General features: G+C 57.6%; 16 protein-coding genes and 1 pseudogene. 10 read left to right on the forward strand and 7 right to left on the reverse strand.

The annotated features are described in order from the left end of the window. Positions 1-12 precede the first annotated feature (12 nt). The 4 genes from VNZ60_RS03945 to VNZ60_RS03960 all read left to right on the forward strand — a co-directional run bounded on the left by VNZ60_RS03945 (position 13) and on the right by VNZ60_RS03960 (position 4,416). Positions 13-2,583, forward strand: a complete 2,571-nt coding sequence (locus VNZ60_RS03945; RefSeq protein WP_325657139.1) for an ABC transporter permease — start codon at positions 13-15, stop codon at positions 2,581-2,583. Beyond that, entirely contained in the window at positions 2,583-3,686 is a 1,104-nt protein-coding gene (locus VNZ60_RS03950) for a lipocalin-like domain-containing protein (protein WP_325657120.1), read from the forward strand. The genes VNZ60_RS03945 and VNZ60_RS03950 overlap by 1 nt, the downstream gene beginning before the upstream one ends. Before the next feature lie 161 nt (positions 3,687-3,847). After that, positions 3,848-4,210, forward strand: a complete 363-nt coding sequence (locus tag VNZ60_RS03955) for a hypothetical protein (protein ID WP_325657121.1) — start codon at positions 3,848-3,850, stop codon at positions 4,208-4,210. A 62-nt stretch (positions 4,211-4,272) separates the two neighbouring features. Beyond that, on the forward strand, positions 4,273-4,416 hold the full coding sequence (locus VNZ60_RS03960; protein ID WP_325657122.1) for a hypothetical protein: 144 nt from the start codon (positions 4,273-4,275) through the stop codon (positions 4,414-4,416). Positions 4,417-4,457: 41 nt separating this feature from the next. On the opposite strand, the gene VNZ60_RS03965 is transcribed toward VNZ60_RS03960, so the two are convergent. From VNZ60_RS03965 to VNZ60_RS03980, 4 genes are all read right to left on the reverse strand, one after another. After that, positions 4,458-5,072, reverse strand: a complete 615-nt coding sequence (locus VNZ60_RS03965; RefSeq protein WP_325657123.1) for a glutathione S-transferase — start codon at positions 5,070-5,072, stop codon at positions 4,458-4,460. A 175-nt stretch (positions 5,073-5,247) separates the two neighbouring features. Beyond that, the gene (locus VNZ60_RS03970; RefSeq protein WP_325657124.1) at positions 5,248-5,433 is read right to left on the reverse strand and encodes a hypothetical protein; all 186 of its coding nucleotides are present in this window, start codon (positions 5,431-5,433) and stop codon (positions 5,248-5,250) included. Positions 5,434-5,941: 508 nt separating this feature from the next. Next, positions 5,942-6,697 (reverse strand): anti-sigma factor family protein, encoded by a 756-nt coding sequence (locus VNZ60_RS03975; RefSeq protein WP_325657125.1) that lies wholly within the window; start codon positions 6,695-6,697, stop codon positions 5,942-5,944. After that, a complete protein-coding gene (locus tag VNZ60_RS03980; RefSeq protein ID WP_325657126.1) occupies positions 6,694-7,185 on the reverse strand; it encodes a sigma-70 family RNA polymerase sigma factor in 492 nt (163 codons plus the stop codon). Before VNZ60_RS03980 ends, VNZ60_RS03975 begins: the two co-directional genes overlap by 4 nt. Positions 7,186-7,392: 207 nt before the next feature. On the opposite strand from VNZ60_RS03980, the pseudogene VNZ60_RS03985 reads away from it, so the two are divergent. After that, a pseudogene (locus tag VNZ60_RS03985) lies at positions 7,393-7,536 on the forward strand (metallophosphoesterase family protein); the annotation flags it as partial. An 8-nt stretch (positions 7,537-7,544) separates the two neighbouring features. Here the strand turns inward: VNZ60_RS03985 and VNZ60_RS03990 are convergent. Then, positions 7,545-8,138 carry a YdeI/OmpD-associated family protein gene (locus tag VNZ60_RS03990; protein WP_325657127.1) on the reverse strand — a complete coding sequence of 198 codons (594 nt, stop codon included), beginning with the start codon at positions 8,136-8,138 and terminating at the stop codon, positions 7,545-7,547. A 183-nt stretch (positions 8,139-8,321) separates the two neighbouring features. Here VNZ60_RS03990 and VNZ60_RS03995 point away from each other — a divergent pair, with 183 nt between their 5' ends. Together VNZ60_RS03995 and VNZ60_RS04000 are read left to right on the forward strand one after the other, a co-directional pair. Continuing rightward, positions 8,322-8,729 (forward strand): MarR family winged helix-turn-helix transcriptional regulator, encoded by a 408-nt coding sequence (locus VNZ60_RS03995; RefSeq protein WP_325657128.1) that lies wholly within the window; start codon positions 8,322-8,324, stop codon positions 8,727-8,729. A gap of 10 nt (positions 8,730-8,739) precedes the next feature. After that, positions 8,740-10,494, forward strand: coding sequence for a chloride channel protein (locus VNZ60_RS04000; protein ID WP_325657129.1), 1,755 nt, complete (start codon positions 8,740-8,742; stop codon positions 10,492-10,494). Positions 10,495-10,500: 6 nt separating this feature from the next. Here VNZ60_RS04000 and VNZ60_RS04005 read toward each other — a convergent pair whose 3' ends face one another. Continuing rightward, on the reverse strand, positions 10,501-11,190 hold the full coding sequence (locus VNZ60_RS04005; protein ID WP_325657130.1) for a haloacid dehalogenase type II: 690 nt from the start codon (positions 11,188-11,190) through the stop codon (positions 10,501-10,503). A gap of 97 nt (positions 11,191-11,287) precedes the next feature. Here VNZ60_RS04005 and VNZ60_RS04010 point away from each other — a divergent pair, with 97 nt between their 5' ends. Both VNZ60_RS04010 and VNZ60_RS04015 read left to right on the forward strand, forming a co-directional pair. Beyond that, the gene (locus VNZ60_RS04010) at positions 11,288-11,806 is read left to right on the forward strand and encodes a thermonuclease family protein (RefSeq protein WP_325657131.1); all 519 of its coding nucleotides are present in this window, start codon (positions 11,288-11,290) and stop codon (positions 11,804-11,806) included. Between the two features lie 299 nt (positions 11,807-12,105). Beyond that, a complete protein-coding gene (locus tag VNZ60_RS04015) occupies positions 12,106-12,564 on the forward strand; it encodes an ATP-grasp domain-containing protein (RefSeq protein ID WP_325657132.1) in 459 nt (152 codons plus the stop codon). Positions 12,565-12,767: 203 nt separating this feature from the next. Here the strand turns inward: VNZ60_RS04015 and VNZ60_RS04020 are convergent, their stop codons facing one another. Next, complete coding sequence (locus VNZ60_RS04020) at positions 12,768-13,094, reverse strand: hypothetical protein (protein WP_325657133.1); 327 nt, start codon at positions 13,092-13,094, stop codon at positions 12,768-12,770. A gap of 703 nt (positions 13,095-13,797) precedes the next feature. Between VNZ60_RS04020 and VNZ60_RS04025 the strand changes: the two genes are divergently transcribed. Continuing rightward, the coding region (locus VNZ60_RS04025) for a hypothetical protein (protein ID WP_325657134.1) at positions 13,798-14,189 on the forward strand (392 nt) is incomplete at its 3' end.

Here is a 14,189-nt window from a genome sequence, read left to right on the forward strand (position 1 = left end):
CCTGACGACGCAATGAAATCGAGCGCCGCCCTGGCTTTCAGAGTGGGTAATCCGATCGTGATCTTGTCGCGTTGGCTGCTGGCGGGCGAATGGCGTTCGCATCCGGTACGGGCGCTGGTGGCGATTGCCGCTATCGCGCTCGGCGTCGCACTGGGCTATGCGGTCGATCTGATCAACGGCGCTGCTTTCAATGAATTCTCGGCCGCCACCAGAAGCTTGTCCGGCCAGTCCGATCTGCAGCTGCGCGGGGTGCAAGGCTGGTTCGACGACGCCGTCTATCCGCAACTGGCAAAACGCGATGGCGTAGCCGTAGCCAGCCCGGTGCTGGAACTCAACGTCACCGTACCGGGCCAGAGCAGCGCACTGAAAGTGCTTGGCGTCGATACTTTTCGCGCCGCCCGTATCACGCCCGACTTGATTGGCGTAGCCGATCCGGGGCGGCCGTTCGACACCCTGGCCGACGACGCCATCTTCCTGTCGCCGGCAGCCCAGCAATGGCTGCAAGTACGGCCGGGCCAAACCCTGGCTGTGCGCAACGGCACTGCCATCGTCAAGCTGCGGGTGGCCGGCGGCCTGGTGCGCGCGCGGGCCGGACAGCGGCTTGCGGTGATGGATATCGGTGCGGCGCAATGGCGCTTCGGCCGCATCGGCAAACTATCGCGTATCGACCTCAAGCTGCAGCCAGGCGTCAATCGGGAAGCATTCAAGCGCGCCTTGCAAGCTGAGTGGCCGCTGCGCTTGCAGGTATCAGAAAGCCAGGATCAGGACAGCCGCAACAATAATATGTCGCGCGCCTATCGCATCAATCTGAATGTACTGGCGCTGGTGGCGCTGTTTACCGGCGCCTTCCTGGTGTTCTCGACCCAGGCGCTGTCGGTGATCCGGCGCCGCTCCCAATTTGCCCTGCTGCGTGTGCTGGGCTTGCGGCGCGCACAGCTATTACGCCAGGTGTTGTTGGAAGGCGGCCTGCTAGGCTGCCTGGGAGCGCTGCTCGGACTGGCGCTGGGGTATATCTTGGCGGCGGCTGCCTTGCATTTTTTTGGCGGCGACCTCGGCGGCGGTTATTTCCGCGGGGTGCAGGCAAGCGTGCAATTCGATCTGCCGGCGGCGCTGGTTTTTTTTGCGCTCGGCAGCGGCATCGCCCTGCTCGGCAGCCTGGCGCCGGCGCTGGAAGCGGCGCGGGCGCAACCGGCGGCGGCACTCAAAGCCGGCAGCGAAGAAACCGCATTGGCGCGGCTGGCGACGCCGTGGCCGGCATTGGCTTGCCTGCTGCTCGGCGCCGTGCTGACGCAATTGCCGCCCTGGTTCGACTTGCCCATCTTCGGTTATATCGCAGTCGCACTGCTGCTGATCGGCGGTATTACATTGATGCCGCGGGTGGCGGCACTGGTGTTTTCCGCGCTGCAGAGATTCAGCCTGGGACGTCGCAACGGCCTCATCACAACGCTGGTGCTGGCGCGCCTGGCGAATGTGCCGGGGCAAGCTTCGATTGCCCTCGGCGGCGTGCTGTCAAGCTTTAGCCTGATCGTGGCAATGGCAATCATGGTCACCAGTTTCCGCGTATCGGTGGACGACTGGATGCAGCAATTGCTGTCGGCTGACCTGTATGTGCGCTCGGCCAGCAGCGGTGAGACCGGCGCCTTGCAGCCTGCCGAGCAACAATTGCTGAGCACGGCGCCAGGCGTGGCGAGCGCCAGTTTCTTGCGCACCTCAACGCTGACGCTGGACCCGGCGCGGCCACCAGTGATATTGATCGCACGCGCCATCGACGCTGCCGATCCGGCGCGCATGCTGCCCATGACAGGCCCGGTACTGCCGCCCAGCGCGATTGCCGCGGATAGCTTGCCGATCTGGGTCTCGGAAGCCATGGTCGATCTGTACGGCTATCATCTGGGCCAGCAAATCACGCTACCGCTGGCGACACATTCCTATCGCTTCACGGTGGCCGGCGTCTGGCGCGATTATGCGCGGCAATCGGGAGCAATCCAGTTGCGCCTGGCGGATTACCAGCGCTTAAGCGGCGATACTGAAATCACCGACGCCGCCCTCAGCTTGCAACGCGACGCCGATCCCAACGTGGTGATTGCGGCGTTGCGTGCTTTGCCGTTCGGGGCAAACCTGGAATTCTCCCAGCCAGGAGAAATCCGCGCGCTGACCTTGAAGATTTTCGATAGAAGTTTTGCCGTCACTTATCTGCTGGAAATCGTCGCCATCGTGATCGGCCTGTTTGGCGTCGCGGCCACCTTCTCGGCGCAGACGCTGGCGCGGGCGCGGGAGTTCGGCATGCTGCGCCATGTCGGCGTCACGCGCCGCCAGATCCTGGCTATGCTGGCGTTGGAAGGCGGCTTGCTGACCGCGCTGGGCATGCTGGTCGGTTTCCTGCTCGGCTGGGTCATCAGCCTGATTCTGGTGTTCATCGTCAATCCGCAATCGTTTCACTGGTCCATGGAACTACACATGCCATGGCTGGGTTTAGCGGCGGTGGCGTTGTCGCTGCTGTTATCCGCCGGCGCCACGGCTTTGCTGGCAGGCTTGCGCGCGGTGTCTGTCGATGTGCTGCATTCGGTAAGGGAGGATTGGTAATGTTGCACGAGATTGGTCGCTGGCTGCGTGGTTGGCTATGCGGGCTATCAGGCGCCCTGCTGCTGTTGGCCGCGCCAGCGCCATTTGTGGCGCCGCCCCAGTTTGCGCAGGTAAGCCCGGAGCGGCCCGTGACCCTGCCGCAGGATAGCGGCGCCCATCCCGCTTTTCGCACCGAGTGGTGGTACGCCACCGGCTGGCTGGCTACTCCGGACGGCAAACCGATAGGCTTCCAGATCACCTTCTTCCGCTCCGCCACCGAACATGATCGCGCCAATCCAAGCGCCTTCGCGCCGACCCAATTGATCATTGCTCATGCGGCGCTGTCCGACCCCAGCCGGGGCAAACTCTTGCATGCGCAAAAAAGCGCCCGCGCCGGTTTCGGCCTGGCCTACGCAAAAGAAGGCAACACTGATGTCGCTCTGGACGACTGGCGCTTGCTGCGTAACGCCGACGGCAGCTATCAGGCCAGCATCGCCGCCGACGAATTTACCCTGCAACTGAATTTGACGCCAAGCCAGCCGCCCTTGCTGCAAGGCGAGCGCGGCTATTCACGCAAGGGGCCGCAGGCGGCGCAAGCCAGCTATTACTATAGCGAACCGCAGTTGCAGGTCAGCGGCAAGCTGATCCGCTCCGGCCGTGAACAGGCGGTTAGCGGCAGCGCCTGGCTCGATCATGAATGGTCGACCAGCGTGCTGGACGCCGACGCCACCGGCTGGGATTGGCTGGGCGCAAATCTGGACGATGGCTCGGCCTTGATGGCGTTCCAGATTCGCAGCCGTAGCGGTAGCAAGATATGGGCGCATGCCGCCTTGCGCGATGCTAGCGGCAAAGTGACGCAATTCGCGCCTGAGCAAGTCAGTTTCGAGCCGCAACGCAACTGGCGTTCGCCGCGCACCGACGCCAGCTATCCGGTGCAACAGGTATTGCGTACCGGCGCTATCGAATGGTCGCTGGTCCCCTTGCAAGACGATCAGGAACTGGACTCGCGGCTATCGACCGGATCGGTGTATTGGGAAGGTGCTGTAACTATCAATCGCGACGGCCGGCGTACGGGACGCGGTTATCTGGAGCTGACGGGTTATCTCAAGACCCTGAAATTCTGACCGGGCGCGCCGTATCCTTTGTTAGCACTGGCAGCCGCCTGCGGTTTCCATTTTTGCCATCCGGGACTACACTTAAAGCCAAGCTCAACAGTTCCAAAAGGTGATACATTTAGCACACTCGATTCAGGCAGAAGCTTGATGCATTGTTTATTGGGAGACGCATGAAAAGTCCATCTCTATATCTCGCCATCGCCGCTATCATCCTCGCCGGCTGCGTCGCGCAACCTACCGTGCGCACCTATACACCGCCACCGCGCGGCAGCACCCCGGCGCCGGTATCGCTGTCAGAATCGCTGAGCCCGTCCGAACAAATTATCGATGTGCCGCAGCAGTCTACCAAACGGAAAGGTGGCGAGTTATCTGACACCGTGGAGCGCATGGCGAGAAAGACGGCTTGCATCCCCGCCGCCGGCGCAACCTTGATCGCCAGGACCGGCGCTGTCGAAACCTATCAGGTCAGTTGCCAGGACGGTCAGCAACAGCTTTACAAGTGCGAGCAGCGGCAATGCCGCATGATGAATTAGGTTCGGAAGTAAGTTCGGAATTACCCTCCCCGGTATCAAAACCCAGGCCACAGGCGGCTCTCATGAAAACAGCACTAGGAATACTTGCCATCATTTCGCTGCTGACCGGCTGTGCCTATCCACGCCTGAAATGCGACGATCCCGACGTCCGCCCGTCCTATTGCGACGACACCGGCGGCATGCACGACGCCAAACATCCGCAATAGACGCAACGCTGCCGGCCCCGGCAGCGCGGCTCCTCAGATTTTTATCGCGGCGGCGCGGCGATGAATTCAGCCAGATGTTCAGCCTGTTCAGAGAATGATTGCAGCGTCGGATAATCCGCCGCAATGACGATTTCAGGTAGCATCATTTGCGTGAAATGCCAGGCAACGGCGGTCGTCACTCCGGCCTGGTTAATGGTCGTGCTGGTGACTTCCAGCGGCTTATTACGCAGTTCCAGTTCTAACGCCTGATACGCAGCAAACAGCTGGCCTTGGACACGAGTGACCCATGGCTCGTACTGCTTTTCTACCGGTCGCAAGTTGCGTTCATAGGCAATCTGCACAGTTTTTTCACATGCCGCCAACGCCAGTCCGATCACCCGCAATGCATGCAGACGCTCACCGATAGCGGTCGGCATGAGGCTTTTTCCAGGCGTCGCCAATGCTTCGGCATAGTCCAGGATCAGCGTTGAATCCATCAACAGTTCGCCATCGTCGCACACCAGCGACGGCGCTTTAACTACCGGATTGATTTGCCGGAATTGTTCGAAAGTGCTGAATACCGAGATAGACCGGTGTTCGAACGGAATGGCAAGCAGTTGCAAGGAAATCGAGACGCGACGGACGTAGGGTGAATCAAGCATACCGATGAGCTGCATAGTTTCTCCTGTTGATGGTTCAACGACGAACGCCACCGCATCTGACAGATGCAGTGGCGCATTGAATTTATCGAAAGGAATCCTAGCACAGAACAGCATCAAGACAGCAGCATCAAGACAGCGTCGCTGTATGCCGTCCTTGCATCAACACAAGCAACAAGGAAAGCCAGTCACATCAGGCTTCCTGTACCTCGCGCTTACTCGGGGTTGTGTAGATGTCAACACATCTAAACGTATCGATATAACGCTTTGGATCGCCGCCGGCTTCCAGGCGTTTCTTGAATTCTGCTGCCTCGGCGGTGCTATCAAATTCGTAAGCCAGTCCTTTAAAAGTGACGGTTGCCTCATTCAGCCTAACCATTACAATCTCCTTAGCTTAGTGTCAAAAGGACAGGCCGTCCCAGCACTGCAAAATGTATCGGCTTCCCGCTTAGCGCAAGAAAAAATAACGATATTGCAGTGTATGGAAAGATTGCGAATACCCGGCTCTGCCGCAATAACGGCGCGCCGGGCACGTGGCCCGCTTCATTTCCTTGATAGTACGCTTTTGGTGATTCTTCTTGAACTGTCAATACTGGCAGCTATGCATATCCGCGGCCCGCCATCCAGACAAGCGAGCTAGTTGCCGCGAATTACTGCCATTCCGGACTTATTCACTTTCGTCTACGAATGGCTATCTGTCAAACAAGAAAATGTTATTAATTTGTTGGCGCTTATCAAAAAACGCTGATGACATGACCAAGCCATGAGCAGAAATTCGCTTCGGCATTTCTTCCATAGTGGAATAAAAGACAACATCTTATCGGCGACGTATCGCATGGCTGCGCGATGCTGCAGCGCAGCGCGGCTGAAGAAGCATTCGGTCCCAGTTATTGACGTACCGTAGAGCGCACCATCCCAGCGAAATTTTCCAATTCGTTCGCGGCCAGATCAGACACCGTCCAGTAATTCATGCCATCCCAGGTCCAGCGCACCAGATGATAGCCCTGACGATTTTGCAACTGCGGCGCACTGTCCTTGTCGCTGCTCGGCCATATATACAAATTGATCGGATGCTGCGCGCGCCGGTAAATCAGCGCGGCCACCGGCCGGCCTCCAAGATAATCGAGGCGGCCGCCGATCAACGGAAACCCCTGGGACGCCAGATCGACCACCGGCGGAGAAAAATTCAATTTACCGTTGAACCAGGGTTTAACCGTATGCTGGTCGCTTGAGGCCACGTCCGAAAGATGATTTACCTGGAGTGAACGAACATGGCTGGCCACTACTTCCTCAGTCATTTTTTCCTGGTCTGACGGCAAATTGAGATACAAGCCGACGCTCCACGCCAGCGCCAGCCCAGCCGCCAAAGCGGCGCCGAAATTCTGCCAATTGATATGCCAAGGCTTGGCCCGTGGCACATCCTGCGGCAAAGCCGCTTTGATGCGCTGCGCCAGGTGCAACGGGGCATCGAAATATACTGCCTCCTTCTTGAAGCGTGCGCTGACGATGCGCTGCGCGGCATATTCGCGCTGACAATCGGCACAGCTCTCAAGATGACGCTGCACCTCCAGCGCCTCTACTACGCCGAGCTCCTGATCTGCATATGCTGGCAATAGCTCCAGTATTTCCTGATGATCCATCATGCCTCCTGCCTGGCCGGCGCAAGAATTGTCGCCAGCAATTTACGGCCGCGCCCAAGGCGCGACATTACGGTACCGATGGGAATGCCAACGATGGCGGCAATTTGTTTATAGGACAGCTCTTCCAGTTCGCGCATCACCATCACCTCGCGAAATTCCAGCGGCAAGGCTTGCAGCGCCTGCTGTAACTGCCGCTCGCTGTCCTTTTGCATCAATAACGTCTCCGGGTTGTTGTCAGCAAACGCCATGCCGACGCCGTCGCCGGCGTTGAAATCGTGCAGCTCCTCGTCAAACTCGGTTTCCTGCCGATGCTGCTGCTGATACCAGGTGTAGAAAGTATTGCGCACAATCGTAAGCAACCAGGCGCGGCTGTCTTCGCCATGAAAACCGTCGAAGAATTTAAAGGCTCGCAAATACGCCTCCTGCACCACATCCTCCGCATCCGGACGGCTGTGCGTGAGCCAGCACGCCAGGTTGAATGCGGAATTCAAGTGCGGCAGTACGCTTGCTTGGAATCGCTGTTTTTTTGTCGAGGCTATCATCCAGGCGCTTCCAGGGTTCATGCAACACAAGACCGTTGATATGAAAGATTTATTCCCGAAAAACCGGTTCCGGCAAAAATTTAGACGGGGCTAAAAACAGGGGCAAAACGGAAATAAATAACAGGTTACACCGGTATAGGGTTTTGTCGATCAAGTGATCACGTTATGCCGCACGCCAACGTGACCGTGTTCTATGGCCACATCCACCAGGAACACCACCACATGACCGGGCACATTGCGCATCACGCCGCCAAATCGCTGATCTTTCCACTGCCGGCGCCCGGCTCACAACCGAAGCAAGCAGGGACTCAAGGATGCAACTTCTCATGTCGTTCCAGCATGTGGGTGAAATCCTGGATGCGCTTGGCGCGGGTCTCCGCTTTTTTAGCAGTTTGAATCCTGAACAGGACAGCGTAGCGATTACTGCCGTTGAGGGTGGCAAAAAATGCCTGTGCCCGCGGACTGGCGTCCAGCGCCGCCTGGAAATCGGCCGGCACGGTCGAGCTGCTCGCCGAGTCATAAGCAGCGTCCCAACGGCCGTCGCTTTGGGCGCGCTCGACTTCCTTGAGACCAGGCGGCGCCATCCGTCCGGTCTCTATCAGCAACAAGGCTTTGTCGCGGTTAATCTTGGACCAGATGCTCCTGGCTGAACGCGGCGTAAATTTCTGCAGCCAGTAATCTTCATCGTCACTCTTTTTCTGGCCATCTATCCAGCCGTAGCACAAGGCTAACTCTAGCGCTTCCTGGTAAGAAACCGAGCCCCGATCCGAATTTTTCTTCGCCAGACGCAGCCAGACTCCAGACGCCTTGTCATGGTTCTTTTTCAGCCATGCGGCCCAATCTTTCTGCTGATCGAAAAGCTGTATCGGTAACTCCGCAACCTTGCCGTGATCTGGATTCATCTGCTTTTTTCCTGCGCTGATGGAAACCGCATTTTATTACTATTTCCCAGATTTTCCTGGCCGCAGCTCGGGACAAGCAAGGAAACCAATCAGAGTCAGATTTCCCACCTCAAAACAAATATATCGTATTGTGATATATTATTCGATCTCAAAAATCCCATCCCGCGTAGAGCCGAGCGTCAAATGCAACCCCGATCCCTGTCCAAGCAAGACTTTGAAGCTTTATCGACATTCCGCTATCAACTCCGGAAATTCCTGCGTTTCAGTGAAGAAGCGGCCCAGAGTGAGGGTGTCACGCCGCAGCAGTATTTGCTGTTGCTGCACGTAAAAGGCACGCCCGGCCGCGACTGGGCCAGTGTCGGTGAACTTGCCGAACGTTTGCAATCGCAGCATCACAGCGTGGTAGCACTGATCTCACGTTGCGAAAAACTCGAATTGGTCGAACGCCGCAGCAGCGAGATCGACCGCCGCCAGGTCAATATCCACCTGTTGCCGGCGGGCGAACGTTGCCTCGCCAAGCTGGCGGAGTTGCACCGCGCCGAACTGAATACCCTGACCGATATCTTCCGCGTGCCGACTATCAATACCTGAGGATTTCACCATGTCTTCGAACCCCCATTTGCACAAACGCGATTTCGCGGCTGACACGCGCCTGCTCAGAATTTCCTTGATTGCGGTAGTCATCGGCGGCTTCGGCACACTGGCGGCATACGCCTTGTTGAACCTGATCCGGCTGTTCACCAACCTGTTCTTCTATCAAACGCTGTCTTTCGTCACCCGTTCACCCGCCGACCATCATCTGGGGGCCTGGGTCATCGTGCTACCTGTCGTGGGTGGCTTGATCGTCGGCCTGATCGCGCGCTTCGGCTCCGACAAGATTCGCGGCCACGGCATTCCGGAAGCGATCGAAGCGATCCTGTTCGGCAAAAGCAAGATGTCAGCTAAGGTCGCCATCCTCAAGCCTTTATCGTCCGGCATCGTGATCGGCAGCGGCGGCCCGTTTGGCGCGGAAGGCCCGATCATCATGACCGGCGGCGCCATCGGGTCGCTGATCGCCCAGCATTTCCATCTGACGGCGGCTGAACGCAAGACCCTGCTGGTTGCCGGCGCTGCTGCCGGCATGACTGCGGTGTTCGGCACGCCGGTGGCCGCCGTGCTGCTGGCAGTGGAGTTGCTGTTGTTCGAATTGCGGCCACGCAGCTTGTTGCCGGTGATCGTCGCCTGCGCGGTAGCCGGATTCACCCGGCCGCTGCTGTTGGACGCCGGTCCGTTGTTTCCATTGCAGACGCCGGAAATCGGCCCCAGCGCGCTGTTCTCCTGCGTCGTCGCCGGCGTCCTGGGCGGCGCCTTGTCGGCGCTGATGTCGACCGCCTTGTACCGAGTCGAGGACCTGTTCAGCAAGCTGCCCGTCCACTGGATGTGGTGGCCTGCACTGGGTGGCGTCGCGGTAGGCATAGGCGGCTATTTTGAACCGCGTGCGCTAGGCGTCGGCTACGATGTCATCGGCGATCTGCTCAACGGCAACCTGGCCTTGCAGCTGGCGCTCAGCCTGCTGCTGGTGAAAGCCGTGATCTGGGTCATCGCGCTCGGCTCCGGCACCTCCGGCGGCGTCCTGGCGCCGTTGCTGATTATCGGCGCCGGCCTGGGCACCGTGCTGGCGCCGTGGCTGCCAGGCGGCGACGCGCATTTGTGGCCACTCGTATGCATGGCCGCGGTCCTGGCCGGCGTGCTCGGCGCACCGCTTACCGCAGCGGTGTTCGCCTTCGGCCTGACCCACGACACAAACGCCCTGCTGCCGCTGCTGCTCACCACCGGCGTCGCCTACGGCTTCACCGTCCTGACCATGCGGCGCTCGATCATGACCGAGAAGATCGCCCGGCGCGGTTATCACATCTATCGCGAATACGGCGTCGATCCGCTGGAACGCCAGCACGTTGACGAGGTGATGACGCATGCAACAATGGCAATTCCTGCCAGCCTCACCATCGCGGAAACCCTGGAGCGCTATTTCGGCACGCAGCAAACGCATCGCTGCTACCCGGTGGTCGACATAGAGTACGGTTTGCTGGGAATGGTCGAACGCAGCAGTTTCAGTCCGCAAGCTGACGGCGGCAATCTTCTGACAACCTTGTTCAATCCCGCGCACACGGAGCAATCCGCCGCCCTGGTTGCGCTGCCGTCCGAAACCTGCCGCATCGTGGCGGCGCGCATGGCGACCCATCATCTGGAACGGCTGCCGGTGGTCAGCGACCTGCAAAGCCGGCGCCTGGTCGGCATCATCAGCCGTAGCGACCTGATCAAGCCGTCGCGCCTGTTTTTTGACGAAGAGCAGAAACGTGAGCGGCTTTTGAGCTAGGTAATTTCAAACAGTATGCTGCTGCGCTTCCATCCAGTCAGCCAGCTGGTCCAGTCCCTGCACCACATGATCGGGAGACTGTCCCAGCTCGTCAAACGCGTTGCCTGCCCGGTTGATCCAACACACGGGGTAACCGAAATGCCGCGCTCCGGATGCATCCCAAGCGTTTGACGAAACGAACAGAAGCTCCGAACGATCGCAACTCAACTGCTGCTCGGCCAGCAGGTAGACGCTGTCGTGCGGCTTGAAGATCTGGACGCTGTCGGCGCTGATCAGATGTTGGAAGCAATGCTCCAATCCGGATGCGGCAACCACGCTACGGATGGAATTAACAGAACCGTTGGACAAGATGGCGAGCGGCAGCTGCATCGCCTGCAGCCTTGCCAGCGCCTGGGGCACCTCTGGATACGGCGCAATCCTGAGATATTCCTGGCAGAGCGCCAGACGCGCCGCATCGTCAAGCGGCAGCTGCAGCTGCCTGGAAGTAAACACCAGGGCGTCGCGAGTGGCCTGTTCGAAATCGACATAGTCGCCCATCAGGCTGCGCAACCAGGTGTACTCAAGCTGCTTCTGCCGCCAGACCGTGCTGATTTCGCGTCCCCGCCCTGGATGATAGGTATCGCAGGCTGCTGCGACCGAGTGCACATCGTAAAGCGTACCGTAGAGATCAAATACGATACCTCTTATATTCTTCATTGCCCCTCCTCTGTAAGCTATCGGATCAGCAGCGTTGGGCCAGGCTCGCCTGACTCTACGCTGCACCATATAACCGTTGGACTTCGCTACAGTGTAAATGAGAATATTGCTTGCCACTTTACTGCTGATCGCGCCGCTGGCCGCGCACGCGTATAAGGTTGTCAGCGTGGCCGATGGCGACAGCATGACTCTGCTGCTCGGCCAAAGCCGGCTCAAGCTGCGCCTCGCCGGCATCGATGCGCCGGAAATAAAACAAGCGTTCGGGCTACAGGCCAGGCAATCGCTGCTCCAGCTATGTTCTGGCAAGGATGTGCAATACGATGCAAAAGCCATCGACAGTTACGATCGCACCGTTGCGACCGTACGCTGCAACGGTATTGATGCAAGCCAGGCTCAGGTGGAGCGCGGCATGGCTTGGGCTACTGCGAAAAAGGGCAGCGATCTGAAGATGCTTGAGGCAACCGCCCGCGATGAAAAAACAGGATTATGGTCAGACCCGCATCCGGTCGCCCCCTGGCTTTATCGGCGCCGCACCGCACCGGATGCAACTTGCCACATCGGGCCGCGCGGCGGGCGCTACCAGTGGGTGAACGGACGCAAAGTGTACGGCTGCTAAAACATACAGAATTTCTGTTGAAATGAAGCCTGAATGCGGCTCAACGGCAGCGCCCCAGAGCCCCTTAATCCTGCCGGCGAGCCCGCGGCGAAGTGGAATTTAGCTTCCGAGGCAGGACGTCAAACCTCGGAGGCTCGACGTTGACTCTCCGAGCGTGGGCGTTGACTCTCCGAGCATAGGCATTGACTCTCCGAGCCTGTCCATCCAATCCGAATACCAGCAGAGATAAGGCAGCGACAAGGCAGCGATCAAAGGCCAGTAGAGATGCTGATAGCGGAACTGCAGCAGCCAACGCTGAAATGGCGTCTGCCGTAGAAATGGATTGGGTTCGATGTCGAGATCGTAGCCAGCTATATTGGCGTAGTGTCGAGAAAATCGTCGCCAGGCTTGAATTTACCGGCCAGATTTCCTTCGACTGGATCGACTCGGACGCCGACGGCCCATGCGTGATCGAATGCAATCCCCGCGCAATCAGTGGCTTACATCTGTTCTCCATCGACGATGCGGTGCCGACAGCGCTGACCGCAGGATTGATGCAGGCGCTGCAGAATGGTTCGCTGCGCCATTGGTGGCAAGATTTCCGTGCCGCCAGCGACGTCTTGATGACAGGCGGCGATCAGGCGCCCGTCTTTGGCGGTGCGGCCGATATCGCGTCTTACATGCAGTTGGCCTTCCGGGAAAAATGCACGCTGCGCGAAGCGGCGACGCGCGATATCGAATGGGATGCGAGGAGTTGGTACTCGTATGAATCAGGCTGACAATCACGCTGACGCAAATTCTGTCAGCTTTGGGGCGCTATGTAGAGCTGTACGTAGCACCCCTTGGGCTAAGCAAACGTAGGAACCCTTTAGCCAACTTGCCGAGATACCTAGATTTTGTACCTCACTCGGCGAAAATCCACCAGCTACTCCACGGATGGGACGCAGGCCGGCATCAAATTTGCTCATTTTTTCAGACAGTTTTAATGCAATTGCCTTTTGAGGTCGGCAAGCTCACTGTGCGCATGCACTACGGCGGTTCTTACCTTGGCGTCCACCCCAACAGCGCCTTGCAGCGCCAGCTCAGCGCGGCCGCCGATTTCTTCAAGATCATCTACGCAACGACGTATGTTCCTGTCATCTTGCGAATCAAAAATCTTCTTCGCTTTAGTCGAGTGGTGTTCCCACTGCATAACGCAATCTTTCAAATCTTGCGGCAGTTTTGCACTGGCCTGGCAAGCAGTTGCGGCTTCTTCGATATCGTGTTCAATGCGGTCGAAGCGTCGCTTGATCTCACTGTGTTGCAGCATGATATAACTCCTTTTCAGCTGTTAACTATGCAGACAATACCTGCTCTCAGACCACAAAATTCGTCTCGATAAATACTGGCTGAACTGATAGACATGATTCTTTCGCGGCCTGTTTATTTGATAGAAGCAAGTAACCTAAGTTCAAAGAGCATTGGACACGCATCAGCAAACGCATCCTCTGCGACTCGACGCGCCACGCCGCATTCATACAGGAATGACTGGAATCATATTCTGCCGAGCCTATGAAACGTTGCTATCGCCGGGAGGTGGCAGTGTGGTTGTATCTGCCTCTGGTTGGAACCGAAAATGCTTGGATTTCTCTGATGGATGCGACGTGGTATCCGACAAAAATTCATCGTCCACACCGCTCCCCCATTGTTCAATTGCCCAATCAAGATGATCCTGACGCTGCCGTTCCACTTTCTTTAGCTCGCTGCCAATGTTGCGTCTGATAAGTCACTCGACAGCAAAAGACAGCACTTGGACGCAAACTATAACTACGTTGACAAACGCCCCCCTTAACCTACACTTAGCTATTTCCACAGAGAAATATTTCCATTACTCTGTCAAATTCTGGCTTAGCAGTAAGTAGTATTCCGCGATTCCCTATTTGAGACAAAAACACTGTTGATCGGCAAAAAAACTCCTTGATGCTGGAAATTGGCCCTGCACACGCTACAACTGCCTTTTTAGGGAGGTCACTATGATTTACGACAATCCGGTCGAATACATGGGGTTTTTCCTAGGCGCGGTGAGTCATGAAATTCGCCCAGGCAAATGGCAAGGAAGTTTTCACATTTCAAAGGGCGCCACCGAATTACACGTGGAAACAGTCGAAAATTATGCAAGAACGCCTGAGGATGCGGAGCGAAACGCGATCATGATTGGCCTAACGATCCTAGTCGAAAAAGTTCTCAATAAGATAATTTTTTGCAAGCTAAGTCCGTTCGAGCAAGACGCTTTGCTTGAACTTGAAAAGAACAATTCAGCATCGATCCCAGAACTATATTTGAAGAAATTTTACGGCCTCAGACTTGCCGTTCAACGTCATGGCAAGCCACAACTGACCGGAAAAGGCCGGGCCTACCTGGCGGA

This window comes from Collimonas sp. (assembly GCF_035566375.1).
Lineage (GTDB): Bacteria > Pseudomonadota > Gammaproteobacteria > Burkholderiales > Burkholderiaceae_D > Collimonas.